The sequence below is a fragment of the Streptomyces sp. NBC_01255 genome, from assembly GCF_036226445.1.
Lineage (GTDB): Bacteria > Actinomycetota > Actinomycetes > Streptomycetales > Streptomycetaceae > Streptomyces.
Genome location: NZ_CP108474.1, coordinates 535,237 through 561,234, shown reverse-complemented (window position 1 = coordinate 561,234; position 25,998 = coordinate 535,237). Strand labels below are relative to the sequence as shown.

The following is a 25,998-nucleotide window of genomic DNA, read 5'->3' as shown; positions in this document are numbered from 1 at the left end:
GCTGACGGCAAGCGCTCCGGCGAAAACGGCATCGCGGCTCTCCATGATCGATGTGTGCCGGTGGGTCCATGCGGGCTGGCTCATGATGGGCGGGCGGCGAGATGGGCGACAACCCCTAGATGGGGGCGCCAAAACCCCTTGGGACACAGCCCTTTCGGAGTCGCTGACCTTGCATTCCGTGGAACCGTCCTATCGTGTGCGGCCGACGACCGTCGATGTCTCGCAGGCGCAGGAGGATCCGTGTTCCCGTTGTCGTTCGCGCAGCAACGCCTGTGGTTTCTCAACCGGCTCGACACCGAGGCCTGGACCTACAACCTGCCGCTCGCGCTGCGGCTCGAGGGCCCGCTCGACACCGCGGCCCTGCGCTCCGCCCTCGGTGACCTGGTGGCCCGGCACGAGAGCCTGCGCACGGTCTTCCCCGAGGTCGACGGCGAGCCGTGGCAGCAGGTCCGCGACACCGTGGACGTCGCCGAGTTCGTCACCGGCCTGGACGTCACGGCGGCCGAACTGCCCACGACGCTGGACCGGTTGGCCAGGCACGCGTTCGACCTCACGACCGACCTGCCGCTGAGGGCGTGGCTGCTGCGCACCGGCGAGCGAAGCCACACGCTGTACATGGTGCTCCATCACATCGTCGGCGACGGCTGGTCGATGGCGCTGCTCGGCCGCGACCTGGGCGCCGCCTACGCGGCCCGCCGGGCCGGTGGCGCGCCGGACTGGGAACCGCTCCCCGTCCAGTACGCGGACTACGCGCTGTGGCAGCGGGAACTCCTGGAGGGCCCGGACGGCGCGGACCTCCTCGCCCACTGGTCCGGGCGCCTCACCGGCCTGCCCGACGAGCTGCCGCTGCCCCTGGACCGGCCCCGGCCGGACGTCTCCGGTGACGACGGCGGGGAGGTACGTCTCGACCTGCCGGCGGCCCTGCACGGGCGACTTCTGCGGCTCGCGCGCGACGCCGACGCGTCGCTGTTCATGGTCGTGCACGCGGCCCTCGCCGCCCTGCTGACCCGACTGGGCGCCGGCACCGACATTCCGCTCGGCACGATGGACGCGGGCCGCGCCGACGAGGACCTGGAGGACCTGATCGGGTTCTTCGTGAACACGTTGGTGCTGCGTCTGGACACGAGCGGGGACCCGACGTTCCGGGAGCTGCTCGGACGGGCCCGCGAGGCTGACCTCGCCGCCCTCGCGCATCCGGAGATGCCGTTCGACCGGCTCGTCGAGGCGCTCAACCCGAGCCGGGCGCTCAACCGGCACCCGCTCTTCCAGGTCGCGCTGGTCCTCCAGAACAACGCAGCCGCCCAGTACACGATGGACGGCCTGACCGTCACGGAGCTGCGGAACCGGACCATCGCGGCGCACTTCGACCTGTCGGTCGCCTTCACCGACCGGTACGCCGAGGACGGCACACCCCTCGAACTGTCCGCGCAGCTCGTCTACCGCACCGAACTCTTCGACCGGGACACGGTCACGGCGTTCGCGCACCGCCTGGTGCGGCTGCTCGAAGCGGTGGTGGACGACCCGGACCGCGCCCTGGGCGACATCGACCTGCTTGCCGCCCGCGAACGCGACACCGTGCTGTACGAGTGGAACGGCGCGACCCGACCGGAACCACCGATCGGACTCGCCCAGGCCTTCGCACGGCAGGCCGCCCGGACGCCCACCGCGCCGGCCGTGTCCGACACGGACGGCACGCTGAGCTACGCCGAACTGGACCGACGAAGCGACCTGCTGGCCGGCCGCCTGACCCGGCTGGGCGTGGCGGCCGAGACGCGGGTCGCCATACTCCAGCAGCGCTCCGCCGACCTGATCGTGTCGATGCTCGCGGTGCTCAAGGCCGGCGGCTGCTTCGTACCGCTGCCGCTCACCGCGCCCACCGAACGGCTCCGCGACATGCTGGACCGGTCCGGCGTGGAACTGCTGCTGGCCGACGAAGCGCTGCGCGACCACGACACGGTGACCGGCGCCACGGTGGAGACCTTGACGGTGACCGGCTTCCAGGCCACGGCGGCCGACCGCGCCGCCGTACCGGCCGGTGCCGCGCACCCCGAGCAGGCCGCCTACATCATGTACACCTCGGGCTCGACCGGTGCGCCCAAGGGGGTCGTCACCACCCAGCGCGGAGTGCTCGCGTTCGCCCACGACCGGTGCTGGCAGGACGAACGGCCCCGCCGCGCGCTGCTGCACTCACCCCACGCCTTCGACGCGTCGACCTGCGAGATCTGGGTGCCGCTGCTGTCCGGCGGAGAGGTCGTCGTGGCACCCGTCGGAGATGTCGACGGCGCCGTCGTGCGCGCCGCAGGACTCACCGACGTCCTCCTGGTCTCCGGCCTCTTCCAGGTCATCGCCGAGGAGGACCCGGACTGCTTCACCGGCCTGCGCGAGGTGATGACCGGCGGCGACGTGATCAGCCCCGCCGCGGTCCGCGCGGCACTGCGCCGCCACCCGGACCTGCGGGTCCGCGCCACGTACGGCCCCACCGAACTGACCATGTGCTCGGTGCAGATGCCCCTGGACGCCCCCGACACGGTTCCGGACAGCGTGCCGCTGGGCCGGCCGATGGACAACACCGCCGTCTACCTGCTCGACGACCGGCTGCGGCCGGTACCGGTCGGCGTGGTCGGCGAGCTCTACGGCGCCGGTGCCGGTCTCGCCCGCGGGTACGACGGCCGTGCCGGGCTCAGCGCCGAACGCTTCGTCGCCGACCCGTTCGGCGCGCCCGGCACCCGGATGTACCGCACCGGAGACCTCGCCCGGTGGCGCGCCGACGGGACCCTCGAATTCGCCGGCCGGGCCGACACCCAGGTGAAGATCCGCGGCTTCCGGGTCGAACCCGGCGAGGTGGAGAGCGTGCTGGTCCGTCACCCGCACGTGGCGCAGGCCCACGTGCACGCCCGCGAGGACCGGCCGGGCGACAAGCGCCTCGTCGGATACGTGGTGCCCGCCGTACCGTCGCCGGACCTCGCCGGGATCCGCGCCGCGGCGGCCTCGGTCCTCCCGCCGTACATGGTGCCCTCCGCTCTGGTCCCGCTCGACCAGCTGCCGCTCACCCCGAACGGCAAGATCGACCGGCGGTTGCTGCCGGCACCCGACGAGGCCGCCTCCGGCACGGAGTACGTGGCACCCCGCGACGACCGGGAACGCGCGCTGTGCGCACTGTTCGCCGAGGTACTGCGGGTGGAGCGGGTCGGTGTGCACGACGGCTTCTTCACGCTCGGCGGCCACTCGCTGCTCGCGATCCGGCTGATCAACCGGATCCGCACCACGTTCGACGTGGACCTCGGCGTGGCGACCCTGTTCCAGGCGCCCACCGTCGCCGAACTCGCCGGCCGGCTCGTCGAACCGGACGGCCGCCGACGGATCCCCGCCGCCGCCCGGACCGCCGCGCTGCCGCTGTCGTACCAGCAGGAAGGCCTGTGGTTCCTGGACCAGCTCGATCCCGGCTCCCCGGTCTACAACGTGCCGCTCGCGCTGCGCCTGCGCGGCCGGCTCGACGTCGACCGGCTCTCCCGCGCCCTGGGCCGGCTGGTCGCCCGGCACGAGAGCCTGCGCACCCGGTTCGTCGCGGTGGACGGCGTACCCGTCCAGGTGCACGACCCCGCACCGCCGGCCTGGCCGCTCACGGTGACCCCGACCCACCCGGACGACGTGCCAAAGGCGCTCGCCGAGGCCGCCACCCGCCCGTTCGACCTGGCCACCGACCGGCTGCTCCGCACGGAACTGCTGCGGCTCGGCCCGGCCGAGCACGTCCTGGTGCTGTGCACCCACCACATCATCGCCGACGGATGGTCGGCGGGCGTCCTGCTCGACGAACTGTCCACCCTGTACACCGACCCGGACGCCGCCCTCCCGGCCTTGGCCATCCAGCCGGCCGACCACGCCGTCTGGCAGCGCGCCTGGCTCGCCGACGACGTCCTGGACAAGCAGCTCGGCTACTGGCGCGAACAGCTCCACGCGCTGCCGCAGCTCGACTTCCCCACCGACCGCCCGCGCGGCACCGGCGCCGGGCACCCCGGGGCCACGGTGGAACTCCACCTGCGGGACGGTCTCGGCGCCTCGCTGCGCGGACTGGCCGACGCCGAACGCGGATCACTGCTGTCCGTCCTGATGGCCGGATTCCTCGTGGTGCTCTCCCGGCACACCGGGCAGGACGACATCGGCATCGGTTCGGTGTTCTACGGCCGCAACCGTCCCGAACTCGAGCCGCTGGTCGGCTACTTCGCCAACACCGTCGTGCTGCGCGCCGACGTCGCCGGAACCCCGACCTTCCGGGAACTCGTGCGCCGCTGCGAACTGGCCGTGCAGGGCGCCACCGAACACCAGGACCTCCCCTTCGGCACGCTGGTCGAACAGCTCCGGCCCGCCCGTGAACCGGGCCGCAACCCGCTCTTCCAGATCAGCCTCACCCTGCACGCCGACGAGGTCCCGGACGCCGCGCCGGCGCTCGGCCCGGTCACCGTCGAACCGCTGCCGGTGGCCGGCTCGGTCGCCCGCTTCGACCTGGCCGCGCACGCCACCGTCACCGCCGACGGCGGACTGCGGCTCCAGGCCGAGTACGCCACCGACCTGTTCGACGCCGACCGGATCACCCGGCTCCTCGAACACCTGGGCCGTGTCCTGGCCCACGCGGTGGCGGCCCCGGACTCCAGGGTGTCCGACGTCGTCCTGCCCGGGCCGGACGAGGCGGCGCTGCTGCACCGGTGGAGCGCCGCCCGGTCCGAGGTGCCGGCCGACGCCTCGCTGTGGGACCTCTTCGCCGAACAGGTCCGACTCCGCCCCGACGCGGTGGCGGTGGTCGCCGGCGAGGAGCGGACGACCTATCGCGGACTGGCCCGGCGCGCCGAACGGCTGGCCGCCCGACTGGCCGCCCGAGGGGTCACCCGGGGAAGCCTGGTCGGCCTCTGCACCCGCCGGGACACGGACCTCGTCGTCGGGATCCTGGGCATCCTGCGGGCCGGCGCCGCGTACGTACCGCTGGATCCCGACTACCCGGCGCAGCGGCTGTCCTACATGGCCGCCGACGCGGGCCTGTCCGTGGTGGTCACCCAGCGAGGACTCGACGTCCCCGCGACCGCGCTGCCCCTCGACGACGACACCGACGGGGACCTCCCGGTACCGGACGCGACCGCGACCGGCGCCGACCTGGCCTACCTCATCTACACCTCGGGCTCGACCGGCGAACCCAAGGCGGTCACCGTCCCGCACGGCCAGGTCGTCCGCCTGATGCGGGCCACCCAGGACCGGTACCGGTTCGACGAGCGGGACGTGTGGACGTTGTTCCACTCGTTCGCCTTCGACTTCTCCGTCTGGGAACTGTGGGGCGCCCTCGCCCACGGCGGCCGGCTCGTCGTGGTGCCGTTCTGGCAGACCCGCTCGCCCGAGGACTTCCAGCGGTTGCTGGCCCGCGAGAAGGTCACGGTGCTCAACCAGACCCCGGCCGCCTTCCGGCAGCTGGTCGCGGCCGACGAGGCGAGCCCGGAGGAACTCTCCCTGCGGTACGTGATCTTCGGCGGCGACGCGCTGGACATCGACTCGGTACGGCGCTGGTTCGACCGGCACGGCGAGGACCACCCGCGGCTGGTCAACATGTACGGCATCACCGAGACCACGGTCCACGTCACCTACTGCCCGCTGACCCGGGAGCTCCTGCGGGACAACGCCAGCCCCATCGGCGAGCCGATACCCGACCTGTCGCTGTGGGTCGTCGACCCGGCAGGCCATCCGGCACCCATCGGCGTACCGGGCGAACTCCTCGTCGGCGGCGCCGGACTGTCCTGGGGCTACCTGCACCGGCCCGACCTGAGTGCCCAGCGGTTCGTCGCCGACCGGTTCGGCGGCGCCCCCGGCGCCCGGCTCTACCGCTCCGGCGACCTGGCCCGGCGCCGCGCCGACGGCGGCCTGGAGTACCTGGGCCGCATCGACCAGCAGGTCAAGATCCGCGGATTCCGGATCGAACTCGGCGAGATCGAAGCCGTACTCGCCGCTCATCCCCGCGTCGACAACGCGTGCGTGACCGTTCGCGACGACCGCCTCGTCGGGTACGTGGTGACCAAGGCGCCGGGCGACCTCGGCGACCTCGGCGAGCTCCGCGCGCACCTGGCGGCCCGCCTGCCCGACTACATGGTGCCCTCCGCGCTGGTGCCCGTGGAGCGCATCGCCCTGACCGCCAACGGCAAGGTGGACCGGGGCGCGCTGCCCGCACCGGGGCCGAGCCGTGCCGGCGAGTTCGTCGCGCCGCGCGGCGACACCGAACACGCGGTCGCCCGGGTCTGGTCCGGACTCCTCGGCACCGACCGGATCGGCGTCCACGACAGCTTCTTCGACCTGGGCGGCACCTCCCTCGACCTGACCCGGCTGCGTGCCGAGATCCGCCGGGAGTTCGGTGTCGAACTCGACATGCGCGACCTGTACTCGGCACCGACCGTGGAGATGACCGCGATGCTGCTCGACCCGACCCGCGAGAACCGGACCCAGCCCTCACCGCTGGTGCCGATCAAACCCACCGGCGGCCGGCCGCCGCTCTTCCTGGTGCACGCCGTCGGCGGATCCGTGGTGCCGTACCTGCCGCTGGCCCGCCTGATCGACCCCGAGCAGCCGCTCTACGCCCTGGAGGATCCGGGCCTCGACGGCGGCCCGGTCACCACGTCGCTGACCGGCCTGGCCGCGCGGTACGTCGAGGCGATCCGCGCCGTCCAGCCCCACGGCCCCTACCATCTCGGCGGCTGGTCCCTGGGCGGCGTGGTGGCCGCGGAGATGGCCGGTCAGCTGACCGCAGCGGGCGAACCGGTCGCGCTGGTCGTCATGCTGGACACCGGAATGCCGCCGTACCTGGGCAAGGAACTGCCCGACCGCGCGGTGCTCCTCGGCGGATTCGTCCACGACCTCGCCGGCCTGGCGGGCGTACCGGCACCCCGGTACGACGAGGCCGCGCTGCGGGGCCTGGCGCCGGACCGCCAGGACGAAGCACTGCTGGACCTCCTGGAGCGCGCGGCCCTCGTCCCGGAGGGCATCCGTGACGACATGCGCGAGCGGATAGCGGTCTTCGAGGCCAACACCCGCGCACTGCTGCGGCACCGCCCGGGCCCCGTCGACGGCCGCCTGGTGCTGCTGTCGGCGGAGCAGCAACCGCGCAGGCCGAAGATCCGCCCGTGGCGTGTCCTCGCCCGTGACGGCTTCGAACTCCACACGGTCCCCGGTGACCACCACACCATGCTTCAGCAGCCCCACCTGACCACACTGGCGGAGACGCTGCGCGGTGTCCTGGACCGGCTCGCCCGGTCGTGACGGTGGCCGCGTCCCCGGGGGCGGAGCCCCCGGGGACGCGGCCGGGTGAGTACACGCGACAAGACGGCGGGAGCGAGGATTTCGCTCCCGCCGTCCTGTCGACCGGGCGGTCAGGATCGATCCGGAGACCGTTCCCCGGACAGGCCGAGCTGGCCGGCGAAGTCCGCAAGGACGGGGTGCTCCAGCAGGACCCGGACCCGGACCGTGATGCCGAGGCGCCGGCGCACCGCGGCCACCACCTCCATGGCGGCCAGCGACTGACCGCCCAGGGCGAAGAAGTCGTCGTCGTCCTCGACCGGGACGCCGAGAACCTCCTGCCAGATCTCGGCGATTGCGGTGGTACCCATCGTCTATCAGCTCCTAGGGGGTGTCTTGCCGATCAGGCCGGGCAGAGCCGCACCGGCAGGCTGGTCAGTCCGTGGATGAAGTTTCCGGTGCTCCAGACCGGCGTTCCGGCCGGTTCGATCGTGCGTACGCGGCGGATCAGCGCGGTCAGCAGAGCGGTCAGTTCGAGCCTGGCCACCCGGGCCCCGACGCAGACGTGGGGGCCCCAGCCGAAGGCGACGTGCCGGTTGGGGGTGCGGTCGGGCCGGAAGGTGTCCGGGTCGGCGAAGACGGCCGGGTCGCGGTTGGCCGAGCAGATCCAGGCGGTCACCTGGTCGCCGGGCAGCAGGTCTGTGCCGGCGACCGTCACCGGGCGGGTCACCGTGCGCAGCGCGTGCAGACCGGGGCTGGTCCAGCGCAGGATCTCCTCGACGGTGGTGGGCAGCAGCTCCGGCGCCGCGCGCAGCGCCGTCCACAGCTCCGGCCGGTCGGCGAAGACCAGCAGCGCTCCGGCCGCCGCGTACCGGACGGTCTCGCTGGCACCGGTCAGCACGCCGCTGCAGTTGAGGATCAGCTCGCCGTCCGTCAGGTCGCCATCGGCCGCGAGCAGTGCGCTGATCAGGTCGTCGCCGGGGCGGGCCCGGCGTCGGCCGATCATGTCGGCGAAGTAGCCGAAGATCTCCGCGTTGGCGTCCAGCCGGTCGATCGGGTCGGGGGAGTCCAGGCCGTCGGTGGTGAGTCTGCCGATCAGCGGCCAGTCGGCCCGGGGCAGGTCCATCATGGCGCAGATGACCTGGTTGGGCAGCCGCTGGGTCAGGTCACCGACGGCGTCCCGGATCAGAGGCCCGGCCGCGTCGTCCGGCCGGTCACCCACGGGCCCGCCGACACCCGACTCGACCACCTCGTCCACCAGATCGGTGACGCCGGCGACGATCCGGTCGTGCCAGAGACGCAGCGATGCCGGGGTGAACGGCGCACCCACCACGCGGCGGATCCGGCCGTGCCGTGGGGGGTCGCTGACCACCATCATCCGGTCGGCGACCAGGCGTGCCGACTCGTCCGTGCCACCGATCCTGATGCCGGCGCGGGAACTGAACGTGGCCGGATCACCCAGGACCGTATGGACGTCGTCGTACCGGGCCGCCACCCAGAACCCGGGGCCGTCCGGCTCCGGATGCCGGGTCAGGCCGGGGCGGGCGCGGACGGCCGCGAGCTGGTCCAGGAACCGGTGCCCGGAGAAGATCTCCGGCGTGAGCAGGTCGATGTCCATCGCCGGTCAGCGCGCCTCGATCACGGAGAACGGCGACTCCGGGATCGCCACGGCCTGGTGCATGCGGTAGCCGGCGGCCTCCAGGATCCGGGCGAACCCGGCCCGGTCGCGTTCCCGGCCGCCGGTGAGGACCATCATGCCGAGGTCGCTCCAGCGGCTGATGTGCTGGGAGCCGTCCTCCGGTACGAGCATCTCGATGACCAGCAGCCGGCCGCCGGGCGCCAGCCCGCGACGGCTCGACCGCAGGATCTCCACCGCCTGGTCGTCGGTCCAGTCGTGCAGGACGCTGCACAGAAGGTGGGTGTCCGCGCCGGTGGGCACCGCGGTGAAGAAGTCACCGGGCACCGTGCGGCAACCGGGGACCCCGCCGCGGAGGTTCACCTCGTCGATCACCGTGGGGCGGTCGAACAGGATGCCGCTCGCGTGCGGGGCCGCCGAGAGGATCTCGCCGAGGAGAAAGCCGTCGGCGCCGCCGATGTCCAGGATGGTCTCCGACCGCGACCAGTCGACGGCCTCGGCCGCCTGGCGGTACAGACGGCCGGTACGCTCCTGCATCCGGCGCAGGAACGCGAGGTTCGCGCCGCGCTGGGTGTTCTTGACCCCGAAGAAGTCGCCGTCGTCGCCGGCGAAGGATGCCGCACCCGTGCGGAACGTGTCCGTGGCGCGCAGCCAGGCCAGTTGGCTCTCGGCGTTGACCAGCGACGCGGAGAGGCTCTGCGGGTCGTCCCGGCGCAGCCGCGCGCCGAGTGCGGTCAGCCGGAAGCCGGTGGCGGAGTCGCCTGCGAAGAATCCGGCCGCGCCGAGGGCGGACAACAGCCGGCCCAGGGCGTCGGGGTCGGCGTCGATCAGCTCCGCCGTGGTCGCCACGGGCTGCGCGGTCGAGGAGTCCATGGCATCGGCGACGCCGAGTTCGATGGCGATGCGCAAGGCGTGCGGCAGCACCGCGACCATGCTGTCGTCGACGAGCGTGAGGTAGTCCTCCACGATCTTGTCGATCGCCCCGTCAGAGGTGCCCCCGGCGGTCTCGGTCGTCTCGGCAGGGGTGGTCTCGGTCGTCTCGATGTACGTGGTCATCGTCAGCCCTTTTTTTGGGGTCGGGACGCGCAGCAGCAGCTCTGTCACGGCTCGGTGATCCACCTTGCCGTTGGCGTTGTGGGGGAGTTCGTCGAGGCGGCGTACCAGATCGGGCACCAGGTGGCCGGGGAGCCGGTCGCGCAGCTCCGCACGGACCCGGTCCGGGTCCGCGTCGCCGGTGAAGGCCAGCGCCAGACGTTCGTACGCGCCGCTGCGGCCGGCGAGCGCCACCGCCACACAGTCGCGCACGCCGGCGCGGCCCGCGGCGTGGCTCTCCACCTCGCCCAGCTCCACCCGGTATCCGCGGATCTTCACCTGCCGGTCGGCGCGGCCCAGGAAGTGCAGCACTCCCTCGGCGTCGCGTTCGGCGCGGTCACCGGTGCGGTAGACCCTTGTCGGCACACCGCGCACATCGACCGTGACGAACCGCTCGGCGGTGCGTTCCGGGTCGCGCAGGTAACCCTGGGCCAGGCCGGTGCCCGCGACGCACAGTTCGCCGTCGATCAGGTGGACCTCCGTGCCGGGCACCGGCCGCCCGATGGGCACGCCGTGCGGCCGGTCGCAGTCCTCGGGCCGGATGTGATGCATGGTGGTGAAGGCGAAACTCTCCACCGGGCCGTAACAGTTGTGGACGGTCGTGTCCGGGTGGTGCAGCAGCAGTGCGCGCACCGGCTCCGGCGCCAGCCGTTCACCACCGATGAACATCAGGTCGACCCCGCGGAAGCAGTCGGGGTCCAGCCGTACCAGCAGGTTCACCACGGACGCGACCAGCACGAGGGTGTTCACGCCGTGTTGCTCGATCAGGTCGCGCAGGGTGTCCGGCAGCAGGTGGTCCTCGTCCGGCAGCACCACGGTGCCGCCCCGGGACAGCATGCCCCAGAGCTCCAGCCCGCAGGCGTCCCAGCCGACCGGGGCGAGTTGCGGCAGCACCCGCCCGGGGCCGAAGGCCGCCAAGGGGCCGCTGTCGAAGAGCCGCAGCACGGCCCGGTGCGGAGTCACCACTCCCTTGGGGGCGCCGGTGCTGCCGGAGGTGAAGAAGACACAGGCCGGGTCGTCCGGCCCGATGTCCGCCCGGACCGTCCGGGACCCGGGTACGGGCGCGGGCGCGGACGACGGTGTCCAGCACGGTGCGCCGGCGAGGGGGGTGTCCGTGACGAACAACGGTGCCCGCAGCAGGCGCAGCAGTTCCCGTACGCGCTCGTCCGGCCACTTCACGTCGATGGGGCAGTAGGCCGCACCCGTCTTCAGCACGGCCAGCAGCAGCGTCACCATCCGGGCCGAGCGGGCGATGCGTACCGGCACCAGGGAACCCGGTCCCACCCCCGCCTCGGCAAGCGCGGCGGCATACGAATCCGCCGTCGAAACAAGTCGGGAATAGGTGACCGGGCCATCGTCGTCAATCAGCGCAATATGGTCGCCGTATTTTGCCGCGCACTCGTCGAGTACCTGATGAATCAACACGTACCGCTCCTTGTCCGCCGCTTCAACCGCACGCATATTCACCTGTCACCGTGGTGCGCGCAACCCCTACGAACCCCATAGCGGATACCCCGGTACCCAGGTGCGGCAAGGCGCGTTCCGCACTGTTCGGCGGCTCGTGGCAGCGCGCATTGACTTTCTTCCGTGATCGTCCGTAGCGTTTTTTCGTCGCGGTACCGGGATCTGACAATTCTTGTTCCCGCCGTTGAAACCGATTATCGAGCCTTGGGGGAATTCGTGTCGTCCGCACCCCAGACCAGAAATCAGCACGCTGTCGACGCCGGGATCGACCACATCACACTCTCCGTCGGTGACGCCCGCACCCGGGCGGCCGAGTTCGTCGACCGCTACGGCTTCGAGGTGATCGCCGTGGGGGACACCCCGGAGTTCACCGCCGTGGCGGTGCGGCAGCGGGACGTCGTCCTGGTGCTGCTGGAGGGCCGCACCGACGACCATCCGGCCACCCGGTTCGTCGCCCGGCACGGCGACGGCGTGAGTGACATCGCCCTGCGGGTGGAAGCGCCGGACCACACGGTGCTCGACGCCTTCGGCGACGTCACGCACACCTTCGTGAGCCGGCCCGCCGGTGAACCCTGGTCGCTGCCCGGTATCGCACCGGTGCGCACCGAGGAGACCACCGGGACCACCGGGACCACAGGGACCACAGGGACCACGGCGACGACGGGGCCGGCGAAGCGTCACCTGCTGTGCGTCGACCACATCGCGGTCTGCCTGGAGACCGGCGAGCTGGACCGGACCGTGGAGTCCTACGAGCGGATGCTGGGCTGGCAGGTGGTGTTCGAGGAGGACATCCACGTCGGCGCGCAGGCCATGCAGTCCAAAGTGGTGCAGAGCCCGTGCGGGCGGGTGACGCTGACGCTGCTGCAGCCCATGAGCGGTGCCGTCCCGGGCCAGATCGACGACTTCCTGAGGAAGCACGGCGGCGGTGGTGTGCAGCACCTGGCCTTCGCGGTCCCGGACATCGTGGACGCGGTCGCCGATCTCGGCACCGCCGGCGTACGGTTCCTGGCCACGCCCGACTCCTACTACGAGGACCTCGAGCAGCGGCTCGGGTCGTCCGCCCATCCGGTGGCGGAGCTGCGCAAGTACAGCGTGCTCGCCGACCGGGATCACGACGGTGAGCTGTTCCAGATCTTCACCCGGTCCGAGCACCCGCGCCGCACCCACTTCATGGAGATCATCGAACGCCGGGGCGCGACCACGTTCGGAAGCAACAACATCCGCAAGCTGTACGAGGCGGTCGAGCGACAGGACACGGCGTGACGAGCGGATCGGCCGTCCTGGCGACGGATCCGCTCACCCTCGCCGATGTCGAGGACCGTGCCCGCGCCGTACTGGCGCCCGAGGTGTACGACTTCGTGGCCGGCGGAAGCGGCGGCGAGTCGACCCTGAACGCCAACCGGAGCGCGTTCGACCGGTGTCACCTCGTCCCGCGCGTCCTGTCCGGGGTCGACACCGCCGACACCACGACCACCCTGCTGGGGGTGCCGGCGTCGATGCCCGTCGCCGTGGCCCCGATGGCGTTCCACTCGCTGGTGCACCCGGACGGCGAACCGGCGGTGTCCCGTGCTGCGGCCGCGGCGGGCGTCCCCTTCACGGCGGCGACCCTGGCCGGCTGCCCGTTCGACGAGCTGACCTCCGCCGACGGTGACCTGTTCCTCCAGCTGTACTGGCTGCGCGACCGGGCCCGCACCGAGTGGCTGATCGGGGAGGCCGAGCGGCTCGGCGCCCGCGCCCTGATCCTCACCGTGGACGTTCCGTTCATGGGCCGGCGGCTGCGCGATCTGCGCAACGGGTTCGCCGTGCCGGCGCACGCCGCACCGGTGAACCTGTCCGACGGCCAACGCGGCGGAGGGCAGAGCGTCGGCGGGCACGCGGCCGCGGTGATCGACCCCACCCTGTCCTGGTCCGACGTGGACTGGGTGCGGCGAAGGACACGATTGCCGCTGGTGCTCAAGGGAGTTCTCGACCCGGCGGACGCGCGGCGCGCGGTGGACCTCGGCGCGGACGGCCTCGTGGTGTCCAACCACGGCGGCCGCCAACTGGACGGCGCCGTGCCCAGCCTCCTGGCCCTGCCCGCGATCCGGGACGAGGTCGGCGACGCGTGCGAGGTGCTGCTGGACAGCGGCGTGCGCAGCGGCACCGACGTGCTGCGCGCACTGGCCCTCGGTGCGTCCGGGGTGCTGCTCGGCCGGCCGGTCCTGTGGGGACTGGCCTCCGGCGGGGAGCGGGGAGTCACCGGAGTACTGGAGCTGCTGCGCTCGGAACTCGAGGTGTCGATGGCCCTCGCCGGTGCGCCGAACGTGGCCGCGGCCGGATGGCTGGGCGTGCGGTGGGCCTCGGGCACGCACGGACGGGAGGAGTCATGACCGAGTCCTCTCCCACCTCGACGGCACGGCCCGGGACGGTGCTGGACCTGGGCGACCTGCACGGGTCGCTGTCCGATCCGGCGCTGCTGTCGATGAACCTGCTGAACGAGGTGTCCGACCGGTACCCGGACGCGGTCTCCTTCGCGCCCGGACGGCCGGACCCGGGCGGGTTCTCGATCGAGGACGTCCACCGGTTCCTGCGTACCTGGACCGAACACGTCACCGACGGCACGGCCCGAGGCGCGGAAACGGCCCGCAACCGGCTCTACCAGTACGGCAGAACCAAAGGCGTGATCCAGGACCTGGTGGCCCGGAACCTCGCGACCGACGAGAACATCCACGTCGACCCCGAGTCCATCCTGGTGACCGTCGGCTGCCAGGAGGCCATGGTCCTGGCGCTGCGCGCGCTGCGCGCCGGCGACCGCGACGTCCTCCTGGCCACCGAACCGGCCTATGTGGGCATCACCGGCGCGGCCCGCCTGGTCGACATGCCGGTCGTACCGGTCGACAGCGGCACCAGCGGCATCGACCTGGACGACCTGGCGGCCAAGGTACGGGGCGCACGCGAGGCCGGACTGCGGCCCCGCGCCTGCTACCTGGTGCCCGACTTCGCCAATCCGACCGGGCTCAGTCTCGACGTGCCGACCCGGCGCCGGCTCCTCGACCTGGCCGCCGAGCTGGACATCCTGATCATCGAGGACAACCCGTACGGCTTCTTCGGCGACGGTGCGCCCCCGAAACCGACGCTCAAGTCGCTGGACACCGGCCATCGGGTCGTCTACCTCGGCTCGTACGCCAAGACCGCCCTGCCCGGCGCCCGGATCGGGTTCGTGGTGGCGGATCAGCCGGTCGTCCGGGACGGAGAGCTCCTCGGCACACTCGCCGACGAGCTCTCGAAGATCAAGAGCATGATCACGGTCAACACCCCGCCGATCGCGCAGGCGGTCATCGGCGGCAAGCTGCTGGAGAGCGGCTTCGCGCTGCGCGAGGCGAACCGGGACGCCACCGCACGGTACGGGCAACGGCTGCGGCACCTGCTCGACGGCCTCGCCACGCGCTTCCCGGCACCGTCGCCGGTCACCTGGAACCGGCCGGACGGCGGATTCTTCCTTGTCGTCACGGTGCCCTTCGTCGCCGACGACGACCTGCTCGCCCACTCGGCCGAGCGGCACAAGGTCATCTGGACACCGATGCACCACTTCTACGCGGCGGGGGGCGGACAGCGGCAGCTGCGCCTGTCCTGCAGCTCGCTCACGCCGGAGGAGATCGACCTCGGTCTGGACCGGTTCGCTTCGCTGGTAACCGATCTTCTGGAAAGGACCTGAGCACCATGAGAGCGCTGACGGTAAACGATCGGACCATCTCCGACGACACCGACGCCTATGTGATCGCGGAGATCGGCCACAACCACGAGGGCGACCTGGGCAAGGCCGAGGAGCTGGTACGCCAGGCAGCCGCGGCCGGAGCCAGCGCGGTCAAGCTGCAGAAGCGGGACAACCGCCTGCTCTACACCAAGGCGATGTACGACTCCCCCTACCCCGGACGCAACAGCTTCGGCCCGACGTACGGAGCGCACCGCGAGTTCCTGGAGTTCGGCACCCACGAGTACACCCATCTCCAGCAGCTGTCGGCCGAACTCGGCGTGGACTTCTTCGCGACCGCCTTCGACTTTGCCAGCGTGGACTTCCTGGCCGAGCTCGGCGTGCCGGCGATCAAGATCGCGTCCGGGGACATCAGGAACACCCCGCTGCTCGCCTACGCGGCGAAGGTCGGCAAGCCGCTGGTCGTGAGCACCGGCGGCGCCGACATGGAGTCCGTGCGGCGCGCCTGCGGCACCATCCTGCCGATCAACCCGGACCTCGCCCTGCTGCAGTGCACGGCGATGTACCCGGCCGAGCCGGAGGAGTTGAACCTGGCGGTCCTTGCCACGTACCGGTCCGAGTTCCCGGACACGGTGGTCGGCTTCTCCGGGCACGACCTCGGCCCGCTGGCCGCCTGGACCGCGTACGCGCTCGGCGCCCGGGTGGTGGAGAAGCACGTCACCCTCGACCGCACCCGGCCCGGCAGCGACCACAAGTTCTCGCTGGAGCAGGCGGACATCGCCGAACTGGTCGACGGACTGCGCCGGGTGCGGCGCTCGCTGGGCAGCGCGGACAAGAAGGTCCTGGACGGCGAACGGCCCGCGATGGGCAAGATGGGCAAGAAGCTGGTCGCCCACAAGGACCTGCCGGCCGGGCACCGCCTCACCCTGGAGGACGTGGCGATCAAGTCGCCGGGCGACGGGCTGACGCCCGACCGGCTCGCCGACGTGGTGGGCCGTCGCCTCGGCCGGCCGCTCGCGACCGACGCCGACATCACCCTGGACGACCTGGTGGACGGCGATGCCGGCCGCGATTGACCTGACCGGCTCGGTCGCCGTGGTGACCGGCGTGTGCGGACGGCTCGGACCGGTGTGGGTGGACGCCCTGCTGGGCGCCGGAGCCGAGGTGGTGGGCCTGGACGTCCGGGACACCCGCGGGCCGGAGCTGCGGGCCGTGCTCGACCGGCACGACCCGAAGCGGTTCACGACGCTGGTCGCGGACGTCACCGACACCGGCAGCCTGCGCCGCGCGCTCGACGACTGTCTCGAACGGGCCGGCGAGCCGACCGTCCTGATCAACAATGCCGGCGTCGACAGTCCGCCGTCGGCCGACGGCACCGGCTGGCGCTTCGAGGACATCCCGGACGAGGTGTCCGGCGGCGTCCTCGCGGTCAACGCCCAGGGGACGCTGCGGATGTGCCAGGTGTTCGGGTCGAGGATGGTCCGGCACGGCGGCGGATCCATCGTCAACATCGGCTCGATGTACGGCGGCCTCGCGCCCGACCCGCGGATGTACGAGCACCTGCCGGTGGACCCGCCGTTCCTGAAACCGCCCGCGTACGGCATGTCCAAGGCCGGCGTCGCCTCGCTGTCGCGGTACCTCGCGGCGCTGTGGGGTCCGGCCGGGGTGCGGGTCAACACCTTGTCGCCGGGCGGTGTGCTGGGCGCGCAGGACCCCGTGTTCCGGGAGAAGTTCGACGCCCGCGTGCCGCTGCGGCGGATGGCCCGCGCCGAGGATCTGACCGGACCGCTGCTGTTCCTCGCGTCCGACCTGAGCCGCTACGTCACCGGTACCGAACTCGCCGTGGACGGCGGGTTCAGCTGCTGGTGACACCGACCCATCCACGAGGAGAATGCATGGACAGGTCCTTGGCCTGGATACCGCGTACCGAGTTCGAGCGGGTCCTGGGCCACGTCGACGATCCGCATGAAAGGGCCCTCGCCTTCGCGGCGATGTCCCGGATCAACACTCTCTACATGATCGCGCGTGCCGGGTCGGGCCACATCGGTTCCAGCTTCAGCGCCGCCGACGTGGTCAGCTGGCTGTTGCTGGAGGAACTCCACCGGCCGTTCGAAGCCGACGGCGACGTGTACTTCTCGTCGAAGGGGCACGACGCGCCCGGACTGTACGCCGCGATGATCGCGCTCGGACATCTGGACGAGGACCTCCTGCACCGGCTGCGGCGGATCGACGGCCTGCCCGGGCACCCTGACGTCGGCACCCCCGGAATGCCCTTCAACACCGGTTCCCTGGGCATGGGCATCTCCAAGGCGAAGGGCCTGATCCTCGCCCATCGCCTGGCCGGCCGGGTCTCCCGAGTGGTGGTGATGACCGGCGACGGCGAGCTCCAGGAGGGCCAGAACTGGGAGGCGCTGCCCAGCGCCGCGCGGTACGGGATGGGCGAGCTGACCGTGGTCGTCGACCACAACCGCATGCAGTCCGACACGTTCGTCACCGACGTCAGCGACCTCGGTGACCTGCCGGGCAAGTTCACCGCCGCGGGCTGGGGCGTGCTGCGCTGCGACGGGCACGACCCCAGGCAGCTGCAGCAGGCGTTCACCCGCCGCGCCGCGGACCACCCGGAGCAGCCCGTCGTGATCATCGCGGACACGGTGAAGGGCGGCGGATGCCCGACGTTCGCCGCGACCTCGATGGCACCCGGCGAATGGCGCTACCGCCACCACAGCGGCGCGCCGAGCCCGGAGGACTACCGCTCCGCGTACAAGGAGCTGCTCGACACCGCCGACGAGATACTCGAAAGGCGCGACCTGCCGGCCCTCCGGCCGGTCGAACGCACGCTGGACCTGCCGGTGAAACCGACCGGGGTACGGCTGCCCGAACTGTACGGCCGCCTGCTCACCGAGGCGGCGCACGACGATCCGCGGATCGTGGCGCTGGACGGCGACCTGGTACTCGACACCGGCCTGATCCCGTTCCGCGAGGCCCATCCGGACCGGTTCGTCGAATGCGGCATCGCCGAGCAGGACATGGTCTCGATGGCGAGCGGACTGGCAGCGGGCGGTCTGCGGCCGTTCGTGCACTCGTTCTCCTGCTTCCTGCACGCACGGCCCAACGAGCACATCTACAACAACGCCACCGAGCGGCGGCCGGTGGTCTACGTCGGCTCGCTCGCCGGGCTGTTGCCCGCCGGGCCCGGACACTCGCACCAGGCGGTCCGCGACGTGTCGGCGCTCAGCGCCGTCCCCGGCCTGACGATCCTGGAACCGTCCCACCCCGCCCAACTGGCCGCCGCCCTGCGCTACTGCCGATCCACCCCGGACAGCGTCTACCTGCGGCTCTCCAGCCAACCGGTCCCCGCCGAACTGGCGGATCTGCCGCCCGCGCCCCTCGTCGTCGGCCAGGGACAGGTCCTGCGGACCGGCGGCCGAGCGGTCGCGTTCGGCGCCGGCCCGGTGGTCCTCGCGCAACTGCTCGGCGCCGCCGACCTGCTCGCCGCCCAGGGCGTCGAGCTGACCGTGGTGGACCTGCCCTGGCACAACCGGGTCGACCCGCTGTGGCTGGGCGAACTGCTGACCGGCGTCCGGCACGTGTTCGTGGTCGAGCACCAGTACGGCAGCGGCGGCCAGGCCGACCTGCTCGCCCGGCACCTCCTGGAGACGGGCGCGGGGGACGGGACCGCCTTCCGCGGCATCTGCCTCACCGACGTACCGCGCTGCGGCACCGACGCGGAAGTGCTCGCCGCACACGGCATGGACGCGGCGCACCTGGCGCAGCTGATCGGCGGGGACGTCCAGGACGCCACCCGCACCACTCAACCGACGGGAGAGACACCGTGGAAACTGTCCGCAACGAACTGAACCGCCCGCCCGAGAAGATCGTCGAGGGCTTCCGCGCGGTACTCGCCGAGTACAGCCCCAGCTGCCTCGTCACCGACGCGCGTCGGCGGGTCGGCGCGATCGGAGGGCTGCTGCCGGTGAAACACCACCACAAGATCGCCGGACCGGCGCTCACCGTCAATCTGTCGATCGACGACCTGGTCGACTGCATGCCGGTGCTGGCCCGGGCGCAGCCGGGCGACGTGGTCGTGGTGGCCTGCCACGGCACCACCCGCACCGCGATGTGGGGCGGCCTGATGTCCACCCTGTCGCGGCAGATCGGACTGGCCGCCGGCATCGTCGACGGCGCCATCCGCGACGTCGACGAGATCCGCGACCTGGACTTCCCGGTCTGGTACCGCAGCACCGTCCCGAGGCCCTCCCCGACCGCCGTGCACGACCGCACCGAGCCGGTCCAGGTCAACGTGCCGGTGGTGATCGACGGTCAGGTCATCAACCCCGGGGACATCGTCGTCGCCGACGAGAACGGCATCGCGGTCGTGCCGCACGGCGAGGCCGAGACCGTCCTCGCCCACACGAGGATGAACATCGACAGGGAGCGGGTGATCCGCGAGAAGATCAGCTCCGGCCTCTCGGTCGCCGAACTGATCGCCGAGTTCGGACACCTGTGATGCGCGTCTACCTCACCGGCGCGGACGGGATGCTCGGCACCGCGCTGCGGCAGGAGCTCGCGGCGCGGCCCGAAACCGCCGACTGGCCCGTCCTCGGAGTGTCCCTCTCCGACTTCGACATCGGCGACGAGTCCGCCGTCCGGGACTCGATCGCCGACTTCAAGCCAGACGTGGTGGTGCACACCGCCGCGAACGCGGTCGTGGACTCCTGCGAACGGGACCCGGCGCTCGCCCTGCGGGTCAACGTCGGCGGCACCCGTCACGTCGCGGAGGCCTGCCGACGGCACGGCAGCCGGCTGATCTACATCTCCAGCGACTACGTGTTCGACGGCCGGGCACCCGGCCCTGCCGGGTACAACGAGGACGACATCCCCGCCCCGGTCAGCGTGTACGGCCTGAGCAAACTCGCCGGCGAGCGGATCGTCGAGGCCGTGCCCGACCACCTCGTGGTCCGCACGTCCTGGCTGTACGGCGGTACCGACCCACGCCTCGACCAGGTGCTCGCCGCCGTTCACGAGTTCCTCGACGGCGGCCGACCGCGACTGATCGACGACCAGTTCAGCAGCCCGACCTACATCCCCGACCTGGCGTCCGCGCTGGTACGGCTGCTGCCCGGCGCACTGGCCGTCCGCGGCCTGCTGCACATCGCCAACCGGGGCCGGGCGAGCTGGTACCAGGTGGGCATGGCACTCGCCGAACGGCTCGGCACCGCCCACCCCGTGCCGATGTCCATGGACGACGCCGGCTTCGTCGGCGGCCGGCCGCGCGACTCCCGCCTGGACAGCACCCGCGCGGCCGCCTTCGTCCACGCGATGCCCCACTGGACGGATTCCCTCTCCCGGTACTGCGCCCGGCTCACCGCCGTCGACCGAGGCACGGTGAACCACTGATGCCCAGGCCGCCGTTCCTGATGCTCGACTTCGACGGCGTGGTGTGCGACACCGAAAGGGCCGCGCTGCTCGCCTGGCAGGACCTGTACGACCGGCTCGGCGTGCCCCTGAGCGCCGAGGTGCGCGCCGGGATGCTCGGCAACTCGGCCGGAGCCCGGGTCGCCCTGGCCGACCTGGCCGACCGGCTGGGCCGGCCGGTCGAGGACGGCGAGTGGGCCTGGCAGCGGCAGCGGCGTACCACCCGGTGCGCCGCCGCCCCGGCCCGGCCCGGCGTGGACCGGCTGCTGCGCACCGCCGAGGGCGCGGCGATCGTTTCCAGCAGCCCGGCCGCCTGGGTGGAGGAGCACCTGCGGCGGCTCGGGCTGCGGCACCACTTCGCCTTCCTCGTCACCGGCGACGACACCGACCGGCACAAACCGGAACCGGACCTGTACCTGCTCGCACTGGAACGCGCCGGGGTGGGTGCCGATTCCGCGCTGGCCGTCGAGGACTCCCCGCGAGGCGTCCGCGCCGCCCAGGCCGCCGGTCTACGCTGCGTGGCGGTGCCCTGGGAGCCGGCCGGGGCGCCCGGCCTGGCCGGTGCCGACGCGGTGCTGCCGAGCCTGAACGAGCTGGATCTGCTGAGCTATCGGCCGGACGAGGTGTGACATGGAGATCACGGCGGACAACGCCCTGGAGGAACTGTCCCGGCACGTCCTGATGGACGGCCTGGACCTCGTACTCGACCTGGACCGCAGCCGCGGCAGCACGCTGGTCGACGCGCGCGGCGGCGAGGAGTACCTGGACCTGCTCACGTTCTACGGCTCACTGCCCCTGGGCATGAACCACCCCGACATGGCCGGTGACCCAGCGTTCCTCGCCGAACTCACCCGGGCCGCACTGCACAAGGTGACCAACTCCGACATCTACACCGCGCAGTACGCGCGGTTCACGGCGACGTTCAGCCGGGTGCTCGGCGACCCGGGGCTGCCGCACCTGTTCTTCATCGACGGCGGCGCCCTGGCGGTGGAGAACGCGCTGAAGGTGGCCTTCGACTGGCGGGCGCAGCGACCGCGACGCGACCCGACGGTGCCCCTCGAAGTCCTGCACATGGAGGGCGCCTTCCACGGGCGCAGCGGCTACACGCTGAGTCTGACGAACACCTCGCCGACGGTGACCGCGCGGTACCCGGCGTGGACGTGGCCGCGCGTACCGGTGCCCGAGCCCGGCGCCGAACGTGAGGCGGTCGAGGTCGCGCGACGGCACCTGGCCGAGCGCGGCGACCGGATCGCCTGCTTCGTCGCCGAGCCGATCCAGGGAGCCGGCGGCGACCGGCACCTCGGCAGGGAGTTCCTGCTGCGCATGCAGGACCTGTGCCACGCGTACGACGTGCTGTTCGTGCTCGACGAGGTGCAGACCGGTTGCGGCATGTCCGGCGCGCCGTGGACGTACCAACGGCTCGGACTCGCACCGGACGTGGTGGCCTTCGGCAAGAAGACCCAGGTGTGCGGCCTGATGGCGGGCGGCCGGGTGGACCAGGTGCCCGAGGGCGCCCTGGCCGTCCCGGACCGGCTCGGGTCCACCTGGGGCGGCAACACCGCGGACATGGTGCGGGCCACCCGGATCCTGGAGATCATCGAACGCGACGGCCTGATGGACGCGGCCGAGACCAAGGGCGGACATCTGGGCCGCCTGCTCGCCGACCTGGCCGCCGCCCACCCGACGCTGGTGAGTAACGTACGCGGCCTGGGCCTGATGTGGGCGTTCGACCTGCCGGATCCGGCGCTGCGCAAGGAGGTCCTGGACCGCCTGCGCCGCAACCACCGGGTGCTCCTGCTGCCCGGCGGGGCGCGCGCCGTACGCTTCCGCCCCGCCCTGACCGTCGGGCTCGACGACCTGGACAAGGGCGTTGCCGCGGTGGACGCGGTCCTCACCTCGCTGAGCGCATGACGAACCGCACGGACCGCACGGACCGGCCGGAATGGTCACCACGGGGGCGTAGGGGTTGTAGGGGTTGTCGAGAGATGGTGACGCGGCCAGAATACGAGCAGCTCTGTAATTCGGCGGCGATAAAGGGGTGCGAGGGTTCATGAGCAATCCGTTCGAGGACGAAAATGCCTCATACCGCGTTCTGACCAATGCGGAGGAGCAGTATTCTTTGTGGCCGGATTTCGCGGAGATCCCGGCCGGCTGGACCGTCGCCCTGCAGAGCACGACCCGGCAGGAGTGCCTCGACTACGTGAACGAACACTGGGTCGACATGCGGCCGAAGAGCCTCGTCGACGCGATGCGCCAGGCCGACTGACGCGCCTGCCCCGAAGCCGCCAGGGTTCACGCGATCAGGTCGCGTGAACCCTGGCGGCTTCTGCATGGGCCCACAGCGAGCCCATTCCGCAGGGAATTTCCGCACGCGTGATTCTCTCGCCTCCGCATCGCGGCGGCCGCCGGCGCCCGCGGCCGCCGATAGCGCGCTGATAGCCGGTCGATGAGCCGGGCGGGAAGCATGCGTCGAGTAGGCGACCGGAACGCCCGGTCCGCGGTGTCGACGGCGTGAGGCGAGATGACGACCACCGCGCAGGCCATCGACGAGGGCGCGCAGCTGAGACACATGCGCTGATGGCGCGGCACACGTATGCGACCTACTGCCTGGCCGAGGAACGGCTTTCTCTCTTTCTCACCGACCCATGGGAGGAGTTCGCGGTGGAACTGGTGGAGCGCGAAGCACCGATGGCGCTACTGACCGCGCTGGCCGAACAGGCGCGGGACGGACACGGACGCGCCGTGCTGATCTCCGGAGCGGTGGCAGCGGGCAAGAGCGTGCTGGTGCACGACTTCGCCGATCGCGCCCTGAGCCTGGGAATGCTTCCGTTGTCGGCGCTGGGATCCCGGGACGAGCGGCACCTGGCCCTGGGCGTCGTGCGGCAGCTGGTGGACGACGCGCCGCTGGACGCCGAGGACCGGGCGCGGGCCGCGGCGCTGATCGAGGAAGGCGTGCGCACCGCCCGGTGCCGGGACACCGGCGAGCAGGTGGACGACGGCATCGTGCACGGCCTCAGCACCGTTCTGCTGGAACTGGCCGAACGCTGCCCGCTGTACATCGCCGTCGACGACGTGGAGCAGGCCGACCAGGCCTCACTGACGTGCCTGGCGTACCTGGCACGGCGACTGAACAGTGCCCGCGTGCTCGCGGTGTTCACGCACAGTGGGCACGGTTGCGACACCGACTTCCGCTTCGGGGCCGACCTGATGAGGCAGCCCAACTGCCACCGTGTCGAGGTGTCGCGGGTCTCCCCGGCGGGCGTACGGCAGCTGATAGCCCAGCACCTGGGCGCGGTGACCGCCGACGAGCGGTCCGCCGACTGGCACGCCTACAGCGGGGGCAACCCGCTGCTCGTCGAGGCGCTGGTCCGCGATCACCTGGGCGGCGGCGAGGCGGGTCCGCGCTACCGCGAGGCCGTACTGTCCTGCGTGCGCCGCGGCTGCCCGGACATGGTCCGCGTGCTGAGCGGCTACGTGGTGCTCGGCGAGCTGGACAACCTGGACCGCCTGGTGGACCTGAGTCCGGCCAGGACCACGGAGGCGGTGCACGCGCTGATCGCCGGCGGGCTGCTCACCATGGACGGCTTCCGCCATGAGGCGGCCCGCGCCGCGGTCGTCGGCGCGATCGACGCCGACGAGCTCGCCCGGCTGCACGCCCGCGCGGCGGTCCTCGCCCACGAGCGCGGCGCCGGCACCGCCGTGGTCGCAGGCCACCTGCTCCACGCCGGTGCGCCGGCCGCCGGCAGTGTGCTGGAGGAGTCGTGGGCGCTGCCGACGCTGGAGGACGCCGCGGCGCACGCCCTGCGCGACGGCGCCGCCGGCCGTGCGGTGGACTGCCTCCGGCTGGCCCGCCTGGTCTGCGCGGACCCGCTCCGACGGGCACGGATCACCGCCGCCCTCATCCGGGCCGAGTGGAGCATCAACCCGGGAGTGTCCAGCGGCCGGCTCGGCGAACTCGTCGAGGCGATGCGCAAGGGCTGCCTGCGGGGTGCCGACGCGCTCACGCTGGCCCGGGCGCTGCTCTGGCACGGCCGCTTCGACCAGGCCCAGGAGGTCCTCGGTCACCTGGCCGGCGCCGGGCAGGTGACCGACCCGGAGGCAGCCACCGAGCTGCAGATCACCCGGCGCCGGCTGCGGCACACCTACCCGTCGTTCCTGGCCGCGCTCGGCCCGCGGTCCGGTGCCGGACGTCCCCCCACGCACTCGGTGAGCGCCGACCGGCGGTTGCAGGCGGTGTCCGCGCTGGCCGCCGTCGTCAGCGACGGGCCCCATCAGGAGGCCGTGAGCGTGGCGCAGCGGGTGCTCCACGGCACCCGGCCGGACGAGTTGTCCACCGAGACCGTCGAAAGCGCCCTCCTCGCCCTGGCGTACAGCGGGCGAGCCGAGCGTGCGACAGTCTGGTGCGACCTGTTCCTGGACCGGATGCGGTCGCGGCACACGCCGAGCCGACAGGCGAGGCTGGGCGCGGTACGGGCCGAGATCGCCCTGCGCCGAGGTGACCTGACCGACGCCCGGCGGCACGCGAGCGAAGCGCTCGCCACCCTGCCGGCGATCAGCTGGGGAGTGACCGTCGGTGCGCCGCTGAGCACACTGATCCTGGCCACCACCGCGATGGGCCGCTACGACGAGGCACAGACCTACCTGGACCACCGCGTTCCGGAGGCGATGTTCTCCACCCGGTACGGCATGCACTACCAGTACGCGCGAGCGCGGTTCGGGCTTGCCACCGGTCACCTGGAGATGGCCCTGGAGGACCTGCTCCGGTGCGGTGCCACGCTGCGCCAATGGGGGATGGACACGCCTGGCCTGATCCCGTGGCGTACCGACGTCGCCGAGGTGTACCTGGGCCTGGGCCGACCGGACGACGCCAAGCGGATACTCGAGGAACAGTCGGCCAAGTTCAGCGTGATGCCGAACCGGGTACGCGGCACCGCGACCCGGGTCCTGGCCGGAACCGGCGCTCCCGGGCACCGGCCGACGATGCTGCGCCAGGCGGCCGAACTGCTGCAGTCCGACGACGGCGACCGGTACGAACTCGCCCTGGCCTTCGCGGACCTGGCCCGGGCCTACCGCACCCTGGGCGAGTTCCGGCGCGCCGCGGCGGCCGAGCGACGCGCGGTCATCGTGGCCGCCGACTGCCACGCCGAAGCACTGGTCCGGGGCCTGGTGGTGGAGAGCACCACCGCGCTGCCGGCACCGGACGCCGGCGGCGACGGGCTCACCGAGGCGGAGCGCCGCGTGGCCGCGATGGCCGCGGTCGGCTGTTCCAACCGGGAGATAGCCGAGGGGCTGCACGTCACGGTCAGCACGGTCGAACAGCACCTGACGCGCACGTACCGCAAGCTTCGCATCAGCCGGCGCGCGGACCTGCCGTCCCTGCTGGGCGGACCGGCGATGGGGGACCTCACCGCCGCGCGACGGCGGTGAGGACATCATTGAG

16 protein-coding genes and 2 pseudogenes are annotated in these 25,998 nt (G+C 72.1%); 15 read left to right on the top strand and 3 right to left on the bottom strand.

All coding sequences use genetic code 11. The features are described 5' to 3' along the window. Positions 1 to 54 precede the first annotated feature (54 nt). The 3 genes and pseudogenes from OG357_RS38765 to OG357_RS38755 form a co-directional block, all read left to right on the top strand. Positions 55 to 1,560: pseudogene (locus OG357_RS38765) on the top strand (condensation domain-containing protein); the annotation flags it as partial. A 15-nt stretch (positions 1,561 to 1,575) separates the two neighbouring features. Then, positions 1,576 to 4,683 (top strand): annotated as a pseudogene (locus OG357_RS38760) (amino acid adenylation domain-containing protein); the annotation flags it as partial. 39 nt (positions 4,684 to 4,722) lie between these two features. Then, the gene (locus tag OG357_RS38755; RefSeq protein WP_443066789.1) at positions 4,723 to 7,284 is read left to right on the top strand and encodes an amino acid adenylation domain-containing protein; all 2,562 of its coding nucleotides are present in this window, start codon (positions 4,723 to 4,725) and stop codon (positions 7,282 to 7,284) included. A gap of 110 nt (positions 7,285 to 7,394) precedes the next feature. Here OG357_RS38755 and OG357_RS02355 read toward each other — a convergent pair whose 3' ends face one another. Genes OG357_RS02355 through OG357_RS02345 form a run of 3 tightly spaced genes read right to left on the bottom strand, consistent with a single transcriptional unit; the run spans position 7,395 to position 11,449 of the window. Then, positions 7,395 to 7,631 carry a phosphopantetheine-binding protein gene (locus OG357_RS02355; RefSeq protein ID WP_329619490.1) on the bottom strand — a complete coding sequence of 79 codons (237 nt, stop codon included), beginning with the start codon at positions 7,629 to 7,631 and terminating at the stop codon, positions 7,395 to 7,397. Between the two features lie 32 nt (positions 7,632 to 7,663). Then, positions 7,664 to 8,878 (bottom strand): cytochrome P450, encoded by a 1,215-nt coding sequence (locus OG357_RS02350; protein WP_329619489.1) that lies wholly within the window; start codon positions 8,876 to 8,878, stop codon positions 7,664 to 7,666. 6 nt (positions 8,879 to 8,884) lie between these two features. Next, positions 8,885 to 11,449, bottom strand: a complete 2,565-nt coding sequence (locus OG357_RS02345; RefSeq protein ID WP_329619488.1) for an AMP-binding protein — start codon at positions 11,447 to 11,449, stop codon at positions 8,885 to 8,887. A 219-nt stretch (positions 11,450 to 11,668) separates the two neighbouring features. On the opposite strand from OG357_RS02345, the gene OG357_RS02340 reads away from it, so the two are divergent. The 12 genes from OG357_RS02340 (at position 11,669) to OG357_RS02285 (ending at position 25,985) form a co-directional block, all read left to right on the top strand. Continuing rightward, positions 11,669 to 12,715, top strand: coding sequence for a VOC family protein (locus OG357_RS02340; RefSeq protein WP_329619487.1), 1,047 nt, complete (start codon positions 11,669 to 11,671; stop codon positions 12,713 to 12,715). After that, positions 12,712 to 13,821, top strand: a complete 1,110-nt coding sequence (locus OG357_RS02335) for an alpha-hydroxy acid oxidase (protein WP_329619486.1) — start codon at positions 12,712 to 12,714, stop codon at positions 13,819 to 13,821. The genes OG357_RS02340 and OG357_RS02335 overlap by 4 nt, the downstream gene beginning before the upstream one ends. Next, the gene (locus OG357_RS02330; protein WP_329619485.1) at positions 13,818 to 15,146 is read left to right on the top strand and encodes an aminotransferase-like domain-containing protein; all 1,329 of its coding nucleotides are present in this window, start codon (positions 13,818 to 13,820) and stop codon (positions 15,144 to 15,146) included. Before OG357_RS02335 ends, OG357_RS02330 begins: the two co-directional genes overlap by 4 nt. A 5-nt stretch (positions 15,147 to 15,151) precedes the next feature. Next, positions 15,152 to 16,219: an N-acetylneuraminate synthase family protein gene (locus OG357_RS02325; protein WP_329619484.1), complete on the top strand. Its 1,068-nt coding sequence runs from the start codon at positions 15,152 to 15,154 to the stop codon at positions 16,217 to 16,219. After that, positions 16,203 to 17,012: an SDR family oxidoreductase gene (locus OG357_RS02320; RefSeq protein WP_329619483.1), complete on the top strand. Its 810-nt coding sequence runs from the start codon at positions 16,203 to 16,205 to the stop codon at positions 17,010 to 17,012. Before OG357_RS02325 ends, OG357_RS02320 begins: the two co-directional genes overlap by 17 nt. A 26-nt stretch (positions 17,013 to 17,038) precedes the next feature. Beyond that, the gene (locus tag OG357_RS02315; RefSeq protein WP_329619482.1) at positions 17,039 to 19,000 is read left to right on the top strand and encodes a 1-deoxy-D-xylulose-5-phosphate synthase N-terminal domain-containing protein; all 1,962 of its coding nucleotides are present in this window, start codon (positions 17,039 to 17,041) and stop codon (positions 18,998 to 19,000) included. Beyond that, positions 18,976 to 19,650, top strand: a complete 675-nt coding sequence (locus tag OG357_RS02310) for an RraA family protein (RefSeq protein WP_329619481.1) — start codon at positions 18,976 to 18,978, stop codon at positions 19,648 to 19,650. Before OG357_RS02315 ends, OG357_RS02310 begins: the two co-directional genes overlap by 25 nt. Then, complete coding sequence (rfbD, locus tag OG357_RS02305) at positions 19,650 to 20,540, top strand: dTDP-4-dehydrorhamnose reductase (protein WP_329619480.1); 891 nt, start codon at positions 19,650 to 19,652, stop codon at positions 20,538 to 20,540. The genes OG357_RS02310 and rfbD overlap by 1 nt, the downstream gene beginning before the upstream one ends. Next, on the top strand, positions 20,540 to 21,187 hold the full coding sequence (locus OG357_RS02300) for an HAD family hydrolase (protein WP_329619479.1): 648 nt from the start codon (positions 20,540 to 20,542) through the stop codon (positions 21,185 to 21,187). Before rfbD ends, OG357_RS02300 begins: the two co-directional genes overlap by 1 nt. 1 nt (position 21,188) lies before the next feature. Beyond that, entirely contained in the window at positions 21,189 to 22,469 is a 1,281-nt protein-coding gene (gene lat, locus OG357_RS02295) for an L-lysine 6-transaminase (RefSeq protein WP_329619478.1), read from the top strand. Positions 22,470 to 22,608: 139 nt separating this feature from the next. Beyond that, complete coding sequence (locus OG357_RS02290; RefSeq protein ID WP_329619477.1) at positions 22,609 to 22,824, top strand: MbtH family protein; 216 nt, start codon at positions 22,609 to 22,611, stop codon at positions 22,822 to 22,824. Positions 22,825 to 23,135: 311 nt separating this feature from the next. Further along, positions 23,136 to 25,985 (top strand): helix-turn-helix transcriptional regulator, encoded by a 2,850-nt coding sequence (locus OG357_RS02285; RefSeq protein ID WP_329619476.1) that lies wholly within the window; start codon positions 23,136 to 23,138, stop codon positions 25,983 to 25,985. Positions 25,986 to 25,998 lie beyond the last annotated feature (13 nt).